The 18,316-nt window shown below is 34.2% G+C and carries 17 protein-coding genes; 10 read left to right on the top strand and 7 right to left on the bottom strand.

Annotated elements, in window-relative coordinates; translation table 11 throughout:
• The first annotated feature begins 46 nt into the window (after nucleotides 1-46).
• The 5 genes from MWU65_RS14405 to MWU65_RS14385 all read left to right on the top strand — a co-directional run bounded on the left by MWU65_RS14405 (nucleotide 47) and on the right by MWU65_RS14385 (nucleotide 7,832).
• Nucleotides 47-820: a S1/P1 nuclease gene (locus tag MWU65_RS14405; RefSeq protein ID WP_247079023.1), complete on the top strand. Its 774-nt coding sequence runs from the start codon at nucleotides 47-49 to the stop codon at nucleotides 818-820.
• Nucleotides 821-1,351: 531 nt separating this feature from the next.
• Entirely contained in the window at nucleotides 1,352-4,606 is a 3,255-nt protein-coding gene (locus MWU65_RS14400) for a SusC/RagA family TonB-linked outer membrane protein (RefSeq protein ID WP_247079020.1), read from the top strand.
• 26 nt (nucleotides 4,607-4,632) lie between these two features.
• Nucleotides 4,633-6,105 carry a RagB/SusD family nutrient uptake outer membrane protein gene (locus tag MWU65_RS14395; RefSeq protein ID WP_247079018.1) on the top strand — a complete coding sequence of 491 codons (1,473 nt, stop codon included), beginning with the start codon at nucleotides 4,633-4,635 and terminating at the stop codon, nucleotides 6,103-6,105.
• 22 nt (nucleotides 6,106-6,127) lie between these two features.
• Nucleotides 6,128-6,802, top strand: coding sequence for a fasciclin domain-containing protein (locus tag MWU65_RS14390; RefSeq protein ID WP_247079015.1), 675 nt, complete (start codon nucleotides 6,128-6,130; stop codon nucleotides 6,800-6,802).
• A gap of 10 nt (nucleotides 6,803-6,812) precedes the next feature.
• Nucleotides 6,813-7,832 carry a DUF5007 domain-containing protein gene (locus MWU65_RS14385; RefSeq protein WP_247079012.1) on the top strand — a complete coding sequence of 340 codons (1,020 nt, stop codon included), beginning with the start codon at nucleotides 6,813-6,815 and terminating at the stop codon, nucleotides 7,830-7,832.
• Nucleotides 7,833-7,922: 90 nt separating this feature from the next.
• Here MWU65_RS14385 and MWU65_RS14380 read toward each other — a convergent pair whose 3' ends face one another.
• Genes MWU65_RS14380 through MWU65_RS14370 form a run of 3 tightly spaced genes read right to left on the bottom strand, consistent with a single transcriptional unit; the run spans nucleotide 7,923 to nucleotide 9,801 of the window.
• Nucleotides 7,923-8,525, bottom strand: coding sequence for an alpha-ketoglutarate-dependent dioxygenase AlkB (locus MWU65_RS14380; RefSeq protein WP_247079010.1), 603 nt, complete (start codon nucleotides 8,523-8,525; stop codon nucleotides 7,923-7,925).
• Between the two features lie 12 nt (nucleotides 8,526-8,537).
• A complete protein-coding gene (locus tag MWU65_RS14375; protein WP_247079007.1) occupies nucleotides 8,538-8,903 on the bottom strand; it encodes a hypothetical protein in 366 nt (121 codons plus the stop codon).
• Nucleotides 8,904-8,928: 25 nt separating this feature from the next.
• Complete coding sequence (locus MWU65_RS14370) at nucleotides 8,929-9,801, bottom strand: AraC family transcriptional regulator (RefSeq protein WP_247079006.1); 873 nt, start codon at nucleotides 9,799-9,801, stop codon at nucleotides 8,929-8,931.
• Between the two features lie 238 nt (nucleotides 9,802-10,039).
• On the opposite strand from MWU65_RS14370, the gene MWU65_RS14365 reads away from it, so the two are divergent.
• Nucleotides 10,040-10,624, top strand: a complete 585-nt coding sequence (locus MWU65_RS14365; protein ID WP_247079004.1) for a hypothetical protein — start codon at nucleotides 10,040-10,042, stop codon at nucleotides 10,622-10,624.
• Between the two features lie 63 nt (nucleotides 10,625-10,687).
• Here the strand turns inward: MWU65_RS14365 and MWU65_RS14360 are convergent, their stop codons facing one another.
• Together MWU65_RS14360 and MWU65_RS14355 are read right to left on the bottom strand one after the other, a co-directional pair.
• Complete coding sequence (locus MWU65_RS14360; RefSeq protein WP_247079002.1) at nucleotides 10,688-11,320, bottom strand: MOSC domain-containing protein; 633 nt, start codon at nucleotides 11,318-11,320, stop codon at nucleotides 10,688-10,690.
• Nucleotides 11,321-11,385: 65 nt separating this feature from the next.
• Entirely contained in the window at nucleotides 11,386-11,736 is a 351-nt protein-coding gene (locus MWU65_RS14355) for a DUF6249 domain-containing protein (protein ID WP_247079000.1), read from the bottom strand.
• A gap of 64 nt (nucleotides 11,737-11,800) precedes the next feature.
• On the opposite strand from MWU65_RS14355, the gene MWU65_RS14350 reads away from it, so the two are divergent.
• Together MWU65_RS14350 and MWU65_RS14345 are read left to right on the top strand one after the other, a co-directional pair.
• A complete protein-coding gene (locus MWU65_RS14350) occupies nucleotides 11,801-12,454 on the top strand; it encodes a sigma-70 family RNA polymerase sigma factor (RefSeq protein WP_348646040.1) in 654 nt (217 codons plus the stop codon).
• A complete protein-coding gene (locus MWU65_RS14345; protein WP_247078997.1) occupies nucleotides 12,447-12,848 on the top strand; it encodes a hypothetical protein in 402 nt (133 codons plus the stop codon). The genes MWU65_RS14350 and MWU65_RS14345 overlap by 8 nt, the downstream gene beginning before the upstream one ends.
• 76 nt (nucleotides 12,849-12,924) lie before the next feature.
• On the opposite strand, the gene htpG is transcribed toward MWU65_RS14345, so the two are convergent.
• Nucleotides 12,925-14,838: a molecular chaperone HtpG gene (gene htpG, locus MWU65_RS14340; RefSeq protein WP_247078992.1), complete on the bottom strand. Its 1,914-nt coding sequence runs from the start codon at nucleotides 14,836-14,838 to the stop codon at nucleotides 12,925-12,927.
• A 315-nt stretch (nucleotides 14,839-15,153) separates the two neighbouring features.
• Between htpG and MWU65_RS14335 the strand changes: the two genes are divergently transcribed.
• Both MWU65_RS14335 and MWU65_RS14330 read left to right on the top strand, forming a co-directional pair.
• The gene (locus MWU65_RS14335; protein ID WP_247078990.1) at nucleotides 15,154-16,164 is read left to right on the top strand and encodes a beta-ketoacyl-ACP synthase III; all 1,011 of its coding nucleotides are present in this window, start codon (nucleotides 15,154-15,156) and stop codon (nucleotides 16,162-16,164) included.
• Nucleotides 16,165-16,357: 193 nt separating this feature from the next.
• A complete protein-coding gene (locus tag MWU65_RS14330; RefSeq protein WP_247078987.1) occupies nucleotides 16,358-16,717 on the top strand; it encodes a CoA-binding protein in 360 nt (119 codons plus the stop codon).
• An 85-nt stretch (nucleotides 16,718-16,802) separates the two neighbouring features.
• Here the strand turns inward: MWU65_RS14330 and MWU65_RS14325 are convergent, their stop codons facing one another.
• Nucleotides 16,803-18,284, bottom strand: coding sequence for a sodium:solute symporter (locus tag MWU65_RS14325; RefSeq protein ID WP_247078984.1), 1,482 nt, complete (start codon nucleotides 18,282-18,284; stop codon nucleotides 16,803-16,805).
• Nucleotides 18,285-18,316 lie beyond the last annotated feature (32 nt).

Below are 18,316 nucleotides of genomic sequence, written 5' to 3'. Positions count from 1 at the left end.
AAGAGTTTAAGAATCAATTTTCTATTTTTGGGAAAAAACAAAATCGATGAAAAATATAATAGTTCTACTTTTTTTAACTGTTCAGGTTTCTTTTGCAAATGAAATAGTTTGGGCAAAAACAGGGCATAGAACTGTGGGTGAAGTTGCTCAGAACCAATTAACAAGAAAAGCGAAAAAAGCAATAAAAGAATTGCTTGATGGGCATGACCTTGCATTTGTATCAAATTATGCGGATGAGATAAAAGCAGATAAGGCCTTTAATGAGTATTTTTCTTGGCATTACGTTAATTTCCCACCAAATACAAAGTATAAAGATATACCGCCTTCTCCAGATGGTGATTTAATAGTGGCCGTAGAAACAAGCGTAAAAGCATTAAAGGATAAGAATACCTCCAAAGAGGATAAAGCATTTTACTTAAAACTATTGGTACACTTTATGGGAGATTTACATCAGCCCATGCACGCCGGACAGGGAGAAGATAAAGGTGGAAACGATATTCAGGTCCGTTGGTTTGGAGAAGGCACTAATTTACACCGAGTTTGGGATAGTGATATGATTAATTCATATGCCATGAGTTATACGGAATTGGCTAACGCCTTGCCTAAATTAGACAAGAATGAAAAGAAAAGAATAATAGCAGGTTCAATATACGAATGGATTGAAGAATCCCAAGATTTAGCCAATGAAATCTATACCTCTGTAGAAGTAGGAGAAAAACTAGGGTACAATTATAGTTATAAGTATATGGATACCGTTCGCAATCAGTTACTTAAAGGAGGCTTGCGCCTAGCTAAGGTGTTAAATGACATTTTTGCTTAACTATATCGAGGATTTGGTAACTACAACGAAATTCTTTTGTTTTTTGGTATAACTTTTGAAACTTAGATTGTAAGTTGGGTGCGAGGACATTAATGAATTCATCCAAATTCATTAAAGGCAGTGCACAACCTGTAAAATAGGATATAAAAAAATCGGTTCCCTTTATAAAAGGAACCGATTTTTTTATTGAGTTCATTGGGCGAATATTCTATTCTAATTTAAGGTAATTATCTTCCGCTAAAAGTCTATAATCCTTTTAAATACGAGGTATTTTGTAAGTACATTACCATCCTTTTTTACCTCAATAAGCTTTCTTGTGTATGTGATACTTGGGTAAAAAGCTTTTGTTTGGGTTGCAATCCAAACTTTTGTCAAAATAGTACAGTCATCTGTTAATTTATTGGTTCAAGTGTTAATTGTTTTAACATAATATTGTCAAATAAGTAAATGCGTTTCGTGTTTATGATGAATATTATATTCTTTTTTCCATAAAAAAGATGAGCTAATAACCAATTAATTAAAAGTATGATTATGAAAAAAAAACCACGGCAAATACAATTATTGCTTTTGCATCTGCTAAGAAACAAGAAAATTTTTAGCATTCATGTGTTCCTCGTTTTTTCGCTCTTGGGAATGTCCACTGCATTGGCATCTGATATGTCTACAGCTTATGAAGATATGTTTCAGCAAGACAGAACTATTACGGGAAGTATAACAGACAATGAGGGTTTACCAATGTTGGGTGTTACAGTATCTGTTAAAGGAGTTGCAATGGGAGTTAGTTCTTCTTTTGATGGAACATATTCTATTAATGTGCCAGGACAATATGACACTTTGGTGTTTTCATATGTAGGTATGGTCACCAAAGAGGTGTTAATCACAGACAATAATGTTCTTGATGTTCAATTAGAAGAGGATGTCGTTAAAATGGATGAGGTTGTAGTTGTTGGTTATGAGGAGATTAAGCGAAGAGATGCAACGGCTTCAGTAGTAAGTGTTAAGGCGGCAGACATCGAAAATTTCCCAGCAACAACTTTTGAAGATGTTTTACAAGGAAAACTTGCCGGTGTAAACGTACAATCTTTATCAGGGGAGCCTGGAGTAAAAAATGTTTTTGTAATTCGTGGTAATACCAACATCTCTACCAGTTTAGACGGTGAACTTAGTGCTGGTGGTACTGGTTTTTCTAATCCATTGTATGTAGTAGATGGAGTGCCTACAACCCTTGAAGATTTAGCGGGTTTTGATGCTACAAATACAAACTTTCTTGCGTCACTTAACCCTAATGACATTGAGTCTATAGATATTTTAAAGGATGCTTCTGCAGCTGCAATTTATGGTTCAAGGGGAGCAAATGGAGTGGTGATTATTAAAACGAAGCGTGGAAAAACTGGAGAACCAGTTTTTACCTTTAATTCTTATGTAGGGGTTTCTAATACGCCTGATTTAATTGATGTTGAGGTAGGAAGGGCTGAAAGTGCTGCCAAATGGGACGGAATTAATAACTATTGGGATTACGATAGAATAAAGAATAACGTTCCTATGATTCTTTCAGATAGTTTAAACCCAATGTTTAATAATAATGTAAACTACCAAGGGCTTTTTTACAAGCCAGCTGTTGTTCAGAATTATGATTTTGGCGTATCTGGTGGAACGGAAACTACAAACTACAGACTAGGTATTGGGTATTACAATGAAGAAGGTATTGTTGTAGGTACGGGTTTTGAACGTATTTCGGCTACTTTAAACTTAGGTGTAAAGCTTAGTGATAAATTAGACAACCAAACAGTAGTTCGTTTGGGTTATGTAGATAGACAAACAGGATTAGGGAATACCAACGCTGCTTCTGGAACGTTCCCTATTAACCCATTACAAATGAATACATCCTTATTGTATATTACACCAGATGAGAAAAAAGCATTGTTGGGTGAGTATGAAGATATTAGAAATGTGAATATTAATTTCTCCATGCAATTTAGCAATACCTTACGATATAAAATTGCGAATGGCTTGTATTTTAATAACCTAGTAGCGGTTTCAACAAATACAACTAAAAAGGATTACTTTTCACCGTCTACCTTAAATTCAGATGGTTTAACTTATGCTGATTACACGTGGTCTGGTACTAAAAACTTTAACTTAGATAATTATTTGTCGTATTCAAAAACATTTTTGGATATACATAAGGTAAATGCCTTATTGGGTACCTCAATTAATTACAACCAAAATGAATACTCAAGAGTAGGTGGTAAAGGTGCTGCTAGTGACAATATCCAAACGGTTACCGGTATAGATCAAGAAGATATTTTTGGTGGTACAAGTTTTTCTGAAAATGGGATGGCTTCATTGTGGTATCGTTTAGGGTATAAATTGAAAGATAAATACTTAGTTGATTTTAACTTTAGAACAGATGGTTCTTCTCGTTTTGGTAAAAATACAAGATGGGGATATTTTCCTGCAATCTCAGCAGGTTGGGTTTTTTCAGAAGAATCGTTTATCAAAGAAAAGATGCCTTGGATCAGTTTTGGTAAATTATATGGTAGTTATGGTGTAAATGGTTCGCAGTTTTCTAATGATTATCTGCGCTTTAATACCTACAATTCTGGGGGTGGTTTTTATCTTCCAGCAGGTAACAGACCTGTATCTACTTATAATGGAACAACGGTTGTAAATCCTAACTATAGCAAAATTGCCAACGAAGATCTTTCATGGGAACGTTCAGTACAATGGAACTTGGCTATGGATTTAGAATTATTTAATCGTAGAATTTTCATCACTCCTGAAATTTACAACAGGGAAACAAGAGATTTGTTATTTGATGTTGATTTCCCAATTGAAACAGGATATGCAAATTCACAAGCAAATATTGCAGGGGTTAGAAACTACGGTTGGGAACTTTCTTTAAATGCGTATTTATTTGATCCTAAGCATGATTTTCAGTGGCAAATAGGTTTTAACGTTGCACATAATGAAAATCAAATTACGGCATTGCCAAATGGTGGTCGTGACTGGGTATCTGGCGTTAGAAGTTTAACTGTTGGTATGCCTTTAAACTCCTATTATTTCCTTCAAAATACGGGAGAAGTGTACAGTACAGTAGATGATATTCCAATTGATCCTTATACTGGAGGTTTATTACCTATTCAATTTAATGGGGTAACTAAGGTAGGTAGTTACGGTTATGTAGATGTAGATGGTGATCACATTATTGAATTTGGAGATGACCATATCGTTATTCCAAATGCAGATCCTAATCCTAAGTACACAGGTGGATTTACAAATACGTTTAGTTATAAAAATTGGAACCTTCGTGTAATTTCTAGTTTTGTATCAGGAAGAACTATATACAACCAAACATTGGTGACAAGTTTATGGTCAATTAGTAAGGATAGGCAAAATGTTGTGCCAGATACTTGGGCAAATTTTAATACGCCAGTATTGAGTAATTTAAATTATTGGAGACAACCAGGAGATGTTGCAGACATAGCGACATTAGATCCAGGAGGGAATAATTATCTTAACAACAGAACACAGCAGTCTATTTGGTTAGAAGATGGATCTTATCTAAAAATTGGGAGTATTACGTTAAGTTATAACTTTAAAGGAGCAAAGCTTAAAAAATTAGGATTTAAAGCCTTGCGTTTGTATAGTATGATGAACAATGTTGCAATTTTTCAAAAATTTACAGGTCCTGATGCAGAACGTGTAAATGTAGCGGGTTATGATATAGGATCTGGTTATGCTTTACCACGTAAAGTTACTTTTGGAATGAATGTTAAATTTTAATGTTAAACTTATTAAAAAATATAGATATGAAATATTTTAAAACCAAACTAATAGCAGTTTTTGTATTGGTTGGCTTAACATTTACCAGTTGTAATGATTGGTTAGAAATGGAGCCAATATCTGAAACGTACGGAGATGTTTTTTGGACATCAGAAAGCTCGGTTGATCAAACCTTGGCTGGTGCATATTCATTACTGAGAACAGCGATGTTAACAGGCAACAGGTTCCATACTTGGGGAGAAATTAATGGAAATTATATGAGAACCAAGACCTTAACCAATCAAGAGAAATTTGGCACCACTAGTTTTCCAAACTCAAGTATGGGAGAAATGCAGTGGGCACCTTTTTATAAGGTTATTGCACAATGTAACCTTATTTTACATGAAGGGGCAAAATTAGATGATGATCTTTTTGACGGTGGAACAGACGGCAAAAATAAGTTACTTGGGGAAGCGTATTTCCTTAGAGCCTATACGTATTTCTATATGGTTAAGGTATGGGGAGATGTGCCACTAGTTCTTACACCAACCCTTGAAGTAACCGATGCAATTACAGAAGATGGGTTTATCATCAATGTAGGACAAAATCCAGAGAAAGAAGTTTTGGAGCAATGTATCATAGATTTAAAAATAGCCGAGGGTTATTTAGATTACGGAACTTTGGGTAGTTCTAAATGGGCAGTACAAGGAAATAAAGGATCTGTACAAGCGCTTATGGCACATGTATACCTTTGGCTAGATGAGCCGTTAGCATCTGAAAAAGCTGCGGATAATGTAATTACAAAAGCAGGGTATTCTTTAGTGAATTACACAGATTCATTGGCTGTTGTGAATATGTTTGTTGGTCGTTCTACAGAAGGGATATTTGAATTGAACATCGATTATGATCAAAGCGAGTCTTATACAAACAGTGGTATGTTACATAGAACGGTTTATCACCCATATATCAATAATATGAATGAGGCTGGTAGCACCAAACATGTTATTAAAAGTGAGGTTGACGGATTGTATGAAGAAACCGATTTAAGATTAGAACGTTTTTATGCCTATTGGGACACGAACCGTCCAATTACTTTAAAATATGCTAGTGTAATATATGAGGATGAAGCGAGGTTTCAAACGCCGCATGGTATTAGTAACATTATGCTAATACGTCTTTCAGAAATAGTTTTACTCAGAGCAGAAGCCTTAGCAAAATTGGAGCGTTATGGAGAAGCTAGAATATTGTTAAATACCATTCGTGAAAGAGCCGAAGCCACTCCTTATGTAGGTTCGGATAGTGAAATGTTACATGAAATATTCTTAGAACGCGTAAGAGAACTTATGGGTGAAGGTCATGAAATGTTCGATAGAATTCGTATGGATGAGTGGGAAGATATTGGTTGGATGACGGCAGCTCGTAAAGAACAGAGAGGCTATTATTGGCCAGTACCTTCAACCTATATTATAGATAATCCATTATTGAGACAGAATCCATTTTGGGCAACAATTACGTATTAAATTTTACAAAAAAACAAAACAAATGAAAAAATATATTCTTCTGATAGTTGTAGTAACAGCCATTTTTATTGGGTGTGAAAAACAGGATTACCTCATCGATGGGGGAGTTCATGAAACTGGAGTAGTAGATATGACAACCTACGAGTATTTACAAACTAATGCAGTTTTTGATACTTTGTTGTTACTTATAGATAAGGCGGAATTAAAAGAAACCATCAATGGTGATGTTACTTTTTTTCCACCGACAGATTTTTCTATAAAAAACTATATAACAAAAAAGTATGGAGATACAATTGCTCAAAATGCTTTTGTAGAGTGGACAATGGATGATATTCCAGTTCAGACATTACGTGATTCATTACAGATGTATATCATTCCTAATAAAGTAAATAGAGATGATTTAACCGAAGAAAACCAGGTGTTCCAAACTTTATTGGGGAACCAAGTAGGAGTTGCTTTAATTCCTGTTGATGATGTCTATGCAGGTATTGTAAGTACCTGGCCAGAATATGTGTTTTTAACCCATATTAGGGGTGCTGGCTTAGATACTCCAGGGACAGTTCCTCCAGAAGAGGAAATAGATATTCGTAATGTATGTCAAACATCAGGCATTGAGACTAATACAGGGGTTATTCATGTATTAGAAAATAGCCATACTATGTTCTATTTTGTACAAACTCATTTTCCTGAAAACTAAAATAAATACAATGAAAAAAACAAATAAAATTATAATTACCACAATTGTAATGTCCATAGTAATTTGGTCATGTAGTAAGGTGGAAGTGGGGTATTTAAGTGATTACATTAAATATGAAAGCCCAATATTATACGTTGATTCTGGAAGCGATTTTACATCGGTAAAGTTGTTGCCCGATGGTTCTACAAAACCACTTACGGTAGAATTGTTAGAAATTCGTAACAAGGAGACAGGTACAATTGCAGAAGATTTGTTAACCCTTAGGCCTTTAGTGCAGTGGACAGAAGCGTATTCCTATGAAACAGATACAACCCTTGCTCAGGTACAGGCTAAACTAAAAACTATTGATGTTCCTGCCTTTGAATTCAACACCATAAATGGTGAAATTAGATGGAATCCAAACACTAGAGAAGCTGAAGCAAGTGAATATGAGTTTGATCTTAAAATTTCCAATGTAAGGGGAGAAAAAACCTATCCAGGAATTGGGCAAGTTGTGATGCAACCTTTTGTACCAGTTACGTATGTGACAGGTTCGCGTATCCAGGTTAGACGTGTTACACCGGCGGCTACACTCTATTCTTATGTTGAAGATTTAGATGCCTTATATGATGGTACTAGTGCTATCAATACCGTCACTAAGATTTCTAACGAATCAGCTCCAGGGGTAACAGTGATCCTAAAGGTAGTTGATAAAAATGGTACACCATTTAACCCTAAAACGGGAGAAGTGTTGCCAAATTGGCCAGGTTTTAACCTTCCTTTTTATGAAGAAACATCTGTAGATACAGAGTTAACCGATGAGGAATTTATATTTCATTTTCCCGTAACGCCATTTCCTTTTTATTCTTGGTACAATGCTAATAATCCTTTTAGATACTATCATATTCCAAACGGATCCATTGGAGAAATAGATGTTGATGAATATAATCCAGATGATGAATATTGGTTAAATTTTAGAACCAATCTTCAAATTAATGGCCCTGGTACTTGGGAGATTAAAATTATGTATCCTAACGTTACACATAAATAATAGGGTAATGATATTAAGTACAAAAGGGTTGTCGTTATGGCAACCCTTTTTTATTTGGTATAAAATCCTAAATAGTATGTAATCAACAATTTATAAAATAGTTCTAAAAGTGAGGTTTATTCTTTCACCAATAGGCTTGGTTGTTTTAGGAATTTGATGCAGCCAATGATGTTGCGTTTTTCCTTGCATTAGTAACAGACTCCCGTTTTCAAGTAGTACTTTGTGTTTTAGGTTGTTGTTGTGTTTGTTTTTTAGATGAAATATGCGTTCGGCTCCTAGACTTACAGAAGCTATGACCGGGTTTTTCCCTAATTCTTTTTCGTCATCAGAATGCCATCCATTACTGTCCTTTCCGTCTCTATATAAATTTAATAAACAGCTAGTGAATGTCGTTTTGCTAAGTGCTTCTACAGTCAGCTTTAACCTTAAGAGTTCAGCCGTAAATGGGATAGGATGCATAATAATATTAGAGTAGCTATAGGGTTTAGAGTTGGTAGCATACAAGGCCGTTAATCTTGGTTGAGGGTGTGTTTTTCCAAATACAGTGATGTTATCTTGTTGCCAAGCTATAGTTTCTCTTAACCTTTTAAAGAGAGTAAGGGCCTCTGCTTCCGTAATAATATTAGAAAAGTAACGGATATCGCTTTGCGGTAGGTCTAAATGTAAATTATGGTCTGGAAACAAATTGTGCATACTGATGGAAAATCACGAAAAAGATAGATACCAATATGCCCAATAGATGAGTACAAATTGTAATGGAATCCGTAGGATTAAAGCCCATTTAGAAAACCCAGCGTTTGCCTTTTTACTAGAAAGCATATAAAAGTGAACCAATAAGAAAACTGTTAACAGGGCTACTATGCCATAAATGGAATAATTTTTAGTAGCTGAAAAGCACAGGCCAATTCCCAAAAGTACTTCTGCAAGTCCACTGACATAAACAAGGAGTTTGTGCTTTGGTAAATAGCGTGGCATAATACGCATGTATACCTTTGGTTTTATAAAATGCATACTTCCCGCAAATACATAGATTGCAGCCATTACATACAAATGCCAGGGGTAATTTTCCATAGGAAAATAAAGATATAACAAATTACTATGCTACTATGGTTTTTATCTCGTTTCTATATTCAGACGGATTTTGACCCGTAAACTTCTTAAAGGATTTATTAAAATGCGAAAAGTTGTTAAATCCACTTTCATAACAAACTTCTGTAATGGAAATATTTTGTTCTGCTAGAAGTTTAGATGCGTGTACCAAACGATATTCATTGGTAAACTGAATGAATGTTTTGTTTGTTATTTTTTTAAAATACCTACAAAAAGACGGCACGGTCATGCTCACAAGGTTAGCAATTTCATCAAGCGTAATTTCTTCTCTAAAATTGATTTTTACATAATTAAAAATAACGTTTATTCTGTCGTTATCTTTAATCTCAGTTTTAATAGCAAATCCTTCACCATTTAAAATTTTGTATTCTGAAGATTTCCCCAATTCGTTTAAAATATTCAAAATAGCTAACAGACGTTGAAAATCAGTTTGGTACTCTAAAATTTCCATCTTTTCACCAATTTTCAATTTTGTAGCTCCATAAAAGGCAACACCCCCTTTGCATATATTTAGAAGAGATTGAATGTTTTTTAATTCAGGAAGACCAAAAAAATTAGCGCCTAAAAAATCAGGCAGCATTTGAACAACTGTTTCACTCTTGTTTTCAGTAAGTGCATCTGTTAAACCACAATGGGGAAGATTACCGCCAATTAAAATTAAATCGCCTTTCGTATAATAAGACATATGGCTTCCTATTTGTCTTTTTCCAGATCCGCCATTTACATAAACAAGCTCTAGCTCTGGATGAAAATGCCAAGTGTTGTTTTTGTTGTTCTGAAAGGCATCAAATTTTTGATAGGTAAAAGAATGTCCAAAATCTGGTGCGATGGATTCAAAAATCGGTTTTTGCTTACTCATTATTGCAATCTAATTAGGGCCGTAAAAATACGGAATACTTGGTAATTCGGAAATCTTTATTCTAAAAAATAGGGAGAATAATATGTTAAATTAACATCAATAAATTGCAAAGTTGTTTTAATGGGTAAAATAGCATAGATATTGGGGAATATTGGAATAATCCATTGTAGAGATAGAACATACCTTTGTAGTGTACTTAAGTATGTACGTAATATTAATGCCATAAAACAGAAAACCTATGAAAACCATTTTAAAAATTACGACTATTGCAATGTTTATGTTGGCCACAACAGTAACTTTTGCAGACGATTCTAGTTTAGAATTATTTACGAAAAATAATTCTAAAGACCTTATTTTTAGATATGAAACTCAAAATCTACAAACAAAGGTTAAATTTGGAGACGGTTATACCGTATTTTATTCTGAAGAAGTGTTTGATACCTCAGTTTATTTGAAAAAATTCAATATCAAAAATTTAAGCGACGGTAATTACTTTTTGACAATTGAAAACACATTAAAAAAGGTAACTTACAATATCCATGTTACAGGAAGTTTAGTGGTGATCGACGATGAAATTGAAACTCCAAAACCAGTTATTCAAAAGAAAAATGATCTTGTGGTGATGACCTTTTTAAATAAAGGAAAAAACAAAGTGAAACTTACCATTTATGATATTGAAAATGATCAAGTGTACTATGAGGAATTTACGGATAAATTAATTGTAGAAAAAGCATTTGATTTTACTACAATACCCAATGATAACTACAGATTTGTGGTTAAGGTAGCCGATGAAATCTACTCAAGTGTTGTCAGTGTTAAGTAATTTGTAAATCTAACTATTTTAAATAAGGCTGTCTTAAAAGTATATTTTTAAGGCAGCCTTATTCTATACATATTTTTTTAGCTGCATCTTTTTATGTTCAGGTAATGCTTTGTTGTTAATAGCAAGTGTTACCATTTCTAAGTTTTTTTCTTTTGCAAACAAGAGTTTATAAAATTCTTGAATGGTAAGCGTGTTTTTAGACTGGGTTATTAAGGTGCAACTATCTCCTTTTGCAACCATGCCCTCTTTCAATACCCGTACATAGGCTCCAGGATGATTGTGTGCTATAAATTGCTTTAGTATTTTTTGAGTTCCAAAACGAATTCCTAATTTGTAACAGGGTTCTCTTGGTTGTGAAACTTCTACCAATGCAGTACCTATTTTATAAATGTCTCCAATTCTAAGCGTGGCTTCATCTAAATTTTCTACCGTAAGATTTTCGCCAAACATACCCCATTGCCATGGTAAATCTGGGTAAAGCTCTTTCCAGTACTGGTAGTGATTTGAAGAAAATAAATAGCAGGCTTTGTCAAAGCCTCCATGCACTTTTTTGTTGGAAATAGTGTCATTTTGGACACCTTCATTTCTTAAATGTAGGGCAGCGGTTGTGGCATATTTATAAATACCTGTTTGTTCTTCCTTTCCATTCCAAATAATGGTTGTTGATTTTCCAATGTTGGTAGAAATTATCTTCATCGTATAAAGATAAAAAACCATTACAAAACGTAATGGTTTTTATGTAAAATTGAGCTCGTAATGAATTAGTCTTCTTCCTTGTCCATTTTTTTGGTGATAAAAAATCCTATTAATAAACCTGTACCTGCTGTTATAAAAGTTGTGCCAATTGCAACTTCTTCATCCAAGCCCATCCTAACAAATAAGGAGCCTATTGCAATTCCTAATCCTACACCTATGATTAATAATGAAAGGTTAAGAATTAGTATTTTCCATATAGGTGCAGTTTTGTCTTGTTTACCTTTGACAAAAATGCTAGCATCTGCTCCTTTTTCTATAAGCGCCAAGCGCTCTTTGTTTCGTGTTGAAAAATAAAGATAAAAGACACCAAAAATTGCTCCAAATATTAAGGCTATGATAATAACTTCTCCTCCCATAATTTTTTGTTTTAAATTGATTAATTTTAGTTTGTTCTTAAGGTAAGACGATAGCTTTTAAAGTATGGTTACAAATTTTTCAACATATTTTTTAGATTCTTTGGTAACCAAACCGGTGCTACTGTCGTCCAACCATCAAATGACCCGTACAAACGACCAACACTATATAGACAAGATATTGGCAGGAGATGCCCAAGCGTACACCTTTTTGGTGAACCGTTATAAGGATATGGTATTTACCTTGGCAATACGCATGCTTAAAAATAGGGAAGAGGCAGAAGAAGTTTCGCAAGATGCTTTTATAAAAATGTATCATAAATTATCTAAATTTAAAGGGGACTCAAAATTTTCAACATGGCTCTATAAAGTAGTGTATAATACCTGTTTAGATCGATTAAAGAAAAATAAGAAAGATGCTGTTGTATTACCATTAGAAGAAGTTACAGAGCGGCAATTAAAAACAGTTGACAATGCCCTTGAACAAATGGAGCAAAAAGAGCGAACAAAAGCAATACAGGAATGTATGGCATTATTGTCTCCAGATGAAAGTGCGTTATTAACCTTGTTTTATTTTGAAGAATTAACACTTAAGGAGATTTCTAAAGTAACAGGCACATCTATAAATAATTTAAAGGTAAAGCTATTTAGAAGTCGGAAAAAATTGGCAGCCATAATACAGCATAAAATGGCTCCAGAAATTGTGAAGAGTTATGGATGAGCAAAAAATATATACAGACCGTTTTGTACGCAAAACGTTAAAAAATGTGGACGTAGAAAAACCTTCCGTAGATTTTACGTCAACTATTATGTCTCAGATCACGGTGGCCAAACAATCTGAGGTTACAAGGTATAGTGCCTTGATATCAAAACAAGCGTGGGTGGTTATTTTTATAGTAACCTGTAGCATTTGTGTTTATTTTTCTGTGTTTTATAGTGAAGAAAAGGCAAGTTGGATGCCTCAGTTAGATTACAGTTTGTTTACAGATTTAAATTTGTTTAGTGGTTTGTCTATGTCTAGTAGTGTTGTTTACGGCATAATGGCTTTAGCCGTAATGACCATTGTGCAAGTGCCTATTTATGTAAATTACTACAATAAACGATTAAAAATGTAAGGCATAAAACGTAAAAAATCCGCATCATAATTTATGATGCGGATTTTTAGTTATTAAGTACAGGTTCCTAAACCAATTACTTTACCATCTCGTAGCTTCTTTTAATGAAGTTTGTTAATTCTTCACCTTTTAAAAGCCCTTTAGATAAACGTGCTAAATCTAAAGACTGATTGATTAATCGTTCTTTCTTTTTAGCTGTTTTAGTGGTTAGTATTTCAGAAACTAAAGCGTGATTTGTATTTACAATTAGATTGTACATTTCTGGCATATTGCCCATACCAAACATACCGCCACCGCCACCAGACTGTTGCATTTCCTTCATGCGGCGCATAAATTCTGGTTCTGTAATCGTAAATGGAGCAGCTTCGCTATCCATTGCTTCTAACTGTACCGTAAAGCTTTTGTTTGTAATTGTTTCTTCAAGCTCTTTTTTAAGGGTTTCCTTTTCCTCATCAGAAAGCTTAGAGATTTGCTCTTCGTCTTTTTTAATTAGATTGTCTATATGATCAGCATCTACCCTTGCAAAGGAAATTTTCTCTTTTGAAGTTTCTAGCTTTTGCATTAAGTGACTAATAATAGGCGAGTCTAACAATAGTACCTCATATCCTTTCGCTTTGGCAGTTTCTATATAACTGTGTTGCGCTTCTTTGTCAGATGCGTATAGCAATACTAATTTATCGTCCTTATCGGTCTGTGTTGCTTTTGTTTTTTCTTGTAACTCTTCAAACGTATAGAAATTACCATCTACTGTTGGGTACACGGCAAATTTATCAGCTTTCTCGAAAAATTTGTCATCAGAAAGCATTCCGTATTCTATAACAATCTTAATGTCGTTCCACTTGGCATTAAAATCTTCTCTGTTGTTTTTAAACAAGGAAGAAAGCTTGTCTGCTACCTTTTTAGAAATATAAGATGATATTTTCTTAACCGCACCATCTGCTTGTAAATACGAACGCGATACATTTAAAGGAATATCTGGAGAATCGATAACCCCACGCAACATAGTTAAAAACTCAGGTACTATACCTTCAACATTATCCGTAACAAATACTTGATTTTGGTACAGTTGTATTCTGTCTTTTTGAACGTTTAAATCGTTTGTTAATTTAGGGAAATAAAGAATTCCTGTTAGGTTAAAAGGATAGTCAACATTTAAATGAATGCTAAACAAGGGCTCCTCAAACTGCATTGGGTACAACTCTCTGTAGAAACCTTTGTAATCTTCTTCCTTTAAATCTGCTGGAGCTTTTGTCCACGCAGGATTAGGATTATTGATGATATTATCAACTGTTATTTGTTTTTGAGGTTCAGTAGTTTCTTTACCGTCCTTATCTTTTGTTGTTTCAGGTGTATGGTCTGGGTCGTTTACTTCTTTGGTTCCAAATTTAATTGGCACTGGCATAAATTTATTGTACTTCGTTAAAAGCTCAGTTATTTTACCTTCTTCCAAAAATTCTGTAGAGTCATCTGCGATATGCAAGATAATTTCTGTACCACGCTCTGTTTTATCTGAAGCTTCTAGTGTAAAGTTAGGAGAACCATCACAAGTCCAATGTGCAGCAGGTTCATCTTTAAAACTTTTGGTGATAATTTCTACTTTTTCTGCAACCATAAAGGCAGAGTAAAAACCAAGACCAAAATGGCCAATAATACCAGAATCCTTAGCAGAATCTTTGTACTTGTCTAAAAACTCTTCAGCACCAGAGAAAGCTACTTGGTTGATGTATTTTTCAACCTCTTCCGCTGTCATACCCAAACCTTGATCTGTAATATGTAATTTTTTACCCTCTTTGTCAATCTTTACTTCAATAACTGGATTGCCGTATGCTACTTTGGTTTCGCCAATTGTTGTTAGGTGTTTTAATTTTAAAGTTGCATCTGTAGCATTGGAGATTAATTCACGTAAAAATATTTCATGATCACTATAAAGAAATTTCTTTATCAGCGGAAAAATATTTTCAACGGATACATTAATTTTACCTGTCGCCATAATAATTATAATTTTTTGATTTCTGCATAGGCAGAAAATTTGTTATTAATTTTTTGTTATTTAGTGTATGGCAAATAAAATACCAATTCGCATATACGTGACAAACTGACACCCTAAAATCATTTTGCTTCTTTAATTTGTAACAATAATATGTGTACTCATTTGTAGTGCATTCAAATCATTCAAGGAATAAGTTAGAAATCAGAATTTTTAGCTATCTTGAATCAATTGCACTAAAAAAAGCAGCATTATTTATATATTGCAAAATAAAGTGATCGAATTTACTTGATTTTTTAGATTAAAAACTTACAATTTATGTATAACTCAAAGATAGCAGGACTGGGGTATTATGTACCTGAAAATATAGTGACAAATGATGATTTGTCTAAAGTGATGGATACCAATGATGCCTGGATTCAAGAACGTACTGGTATTAAAGAGAGAAGACACGTTGTAAAAGGTGGGGAAGACACAACCACAACTATGGGTGTTAAAGCGGCTAAAATTGCTATTGAACGTGCTGGCATAGATAAAGACGATATCGATTTTATTGTTTTTGCCACTTTGAGCCCCGATTATTATTTTCCTGGGCCAGGAGTATTGGTGCAGCGAGATTTGGGGATTAAGACCGTGGGCGCTTTGGATGTTAGAAACCAATGTTCAGGATTTGTATATGCCATCTCTGTAGCTGACCAGTATATAAAAAGTGGGATGTACAAGAATGTTTTAGTCATTGGTTCTGAATTACATTCACATGGACTGGATATGACCACTAGAGGAAGAGGGGTATCCGTTATATTTGGTGATGGTGCAGGAGCAGCAGTTTTAAGTAGGGAAGAGGATAGAACCAAAGGGATACTTTCTACGCATTTGCATTCTGAAGGGCAACATGCAGAAGAACTTTCTTTAATTGCTCCGGGAATGGGAAAACGATGGGTGACAGATATCCTTAAAGATCAAGACCCTAATGATGAATCCTACTTTCCGTATATGAATGGGCAGTTTGTGTTTAAAAATGCCGTAGTCCGTTTTAGTGAAGTTATTATGGAAGGCTTGCAGGCTAATAATTTAGAAGTTTCAGATATTGATATGTTGATACCACATCAAGCAAATCTTAGAATTTCTCAGTTTATTCAAAGGAAATTTAAACTAGAAGATAATCAAGTTTTTAATAATATTATGAAATATGGGAATACAACCGCTGCCTCTATTCCAATAGCTTTAACAGAAGCTTGGGAAAAAGGGAGGGTAAATAAAGGCGACTTGGTTGTCTTAGCTGCTTTTGGAAGTGGGTTTACATGGGGTAGTGTTGTCATTAAATGGTAGAAAACACAAAGCCCAGAGCAGAACTCTGGGCTTCTTTGTCATTGATAGGTTATACTAAACACTAACCATTAACTATAAAAATATAACGTTATCAATGACTTTATTTCGTTTGTTTTTTCTTTTACCTATGGTTAAATAGACGAAATTTAAATTTAAAATCTCAAAACTTAACACATTTTAACACTATTGGAGAATGCTTAAAACTCTTGTTTTTGGAGCTTCATTGAAGCCTAATCGGTATAGCAATCTTGCCGTCAGAAAACTTTTAGAAAAGAATATAAAAACTGTCGCTTTTGGTAAAGCTTCGGGGGCAATTTTAGATGTTCAAATTAAAGATAATTTAATGGATATTCAAAATATTCATACCGTTACTTTATATCTCAACCCAACAAGGCAAGAAGAATACTATCAGGATATCATAAAATTAAATCCAAAACGTGTCATTTTTAATCCTGGGACAGAAAATCCAGCGTTTTATAAGTTGCTAGAGAAGAGTGGTATACAGGTTTTAGAGGCTTGTACCTTAGTTCTTTTGGCTACCGATCAATATTAATTAGACTACTGATGAAAGGCAAAATAAAGCGGACTATTTATTTTTGTTGATCGGCAGGAGGCAGTTTTAAATTTGAGGATTGTGGTTACAGTTTAACTTTTACCTCTTTTTTTCGAATCAACCAAAGTCCAAAAAACGTCAATAAACCGTTCAAAGGCAGTAATTCGTAACCCACGGCATATCCGCCAAGTTGCGCTGCTGGAATATTTGCTAATAGTACAATGATAATTACGGGGACTATGGCAACCAACCAAGCCAAATTGTCTTTAATTTTATGTTTCGTAAAAATACCAAAGGCAAATAACCCTAGCAATGGACCATAGGTGTAAGTTGCTACGGTTAGCAAGCTGTCTATCACATTTCGGTCTAATACGTGCTTAAAGATGATTATTACAATAATCAATAAAAGGCTCATGGCAACATGGGTAATTTTTCGTATTCTTTTTTGATCTTTTTCAGCTCTTTTTCCGATGTCCAAGAAATCTACACAAAAAGAGGTAGTTAAGGAGGTAAGGGCACTATCTGCACTACTATATGCGGCGGCGATTAGGCCTAGCATAAATGTAATTGCAATGGTAATTCCCAATCCGCTATTTAATGCAATTTCAGGAAATAGTAGGTCTGTTTTTGGATCTCCAATACCACCCAAAGCAGGTGTTGCTATGTTGAATTTATCGGCGTAAATAAATAATAATGCGCCCAATACAAGGAAAATAAAGTTTACAACAACTAGGACTATACTAAAGGAAACCATATTTTTTTGTGCGTCCTTCAAGCTTTTGCAACTCAAGTTTTTTTGCATCATGTCCTGATCTAGTCCTGTCATACAAATGGCAATAAACATTCCTCCAAAAAACGATTTTAAAAAGTGGTTTTTTGCTAAGATATCATCTGTAAAAAATATTTTATTGTATTGCTTCAATTCCTCTGATGCTAGTAATTCAGTGATACTAATATCTAGTCTATCGGTAATAAAATATATGGAAAGTCCAACTGAGGTTAACATAAACAAGGTTTGCAAGGTGTCTGTCCAAACTATTGTTTTTATTCCGCCTTTAAACGTATAAATCCAAATGAGAAGTATGGATAATATTACGGTAATTTCAAAAGGAACATTTAAATCGTCAAAAACAAATTGTTGTAAAACAAGGGCCACCAAAAACAGCCTAAAAGAAGCGCCTAAAACTCTTGAGACAAAGAAGAAGAAAGCCCCAGTTTTGTAACTTACTATGCCAAACCGATCTTTAAGGTATTCATAGATAGAAGTAACATTTAATTTATAATAAATGGGCATTAACAAATAGGCAATAATGAAATAACCAATTAAATATCCAAAGACAACTTGCATGTAGCTAAACTGTGAGCCTTCTACCCATCCGGGAACCGAGATAAAAGTTACACCAGAAAGTGATGCTCCTACCATACCAAAGGCAACAATATACCAAGGCGATTGTTTTCCTGCTTTAAAAAAATCGTCGTTAGAATCGTTTTTTCCGGTTAAGTAGGATATAAAAAGGAGAACTAAAAAGTAACAGCCAATTAAGATTAGGATATGTGTAGATGTCATAAATTTAAATTTCAATGCCAAAGTACAAAAAG

The organism is Cellulophaga sp. F20128 (assembly GCF_023015805.1).
Taxonomy (GTDB): Bacteria; Bacteroidota; Bacteroidia; order Flavobacteriales; family Flavobacteriaceae; genus Cellulophaga.
Note: the sequence above shows the minus strand (reverse complement) of the source record. Positions and strands in the feature narration are given on the sequence as shown.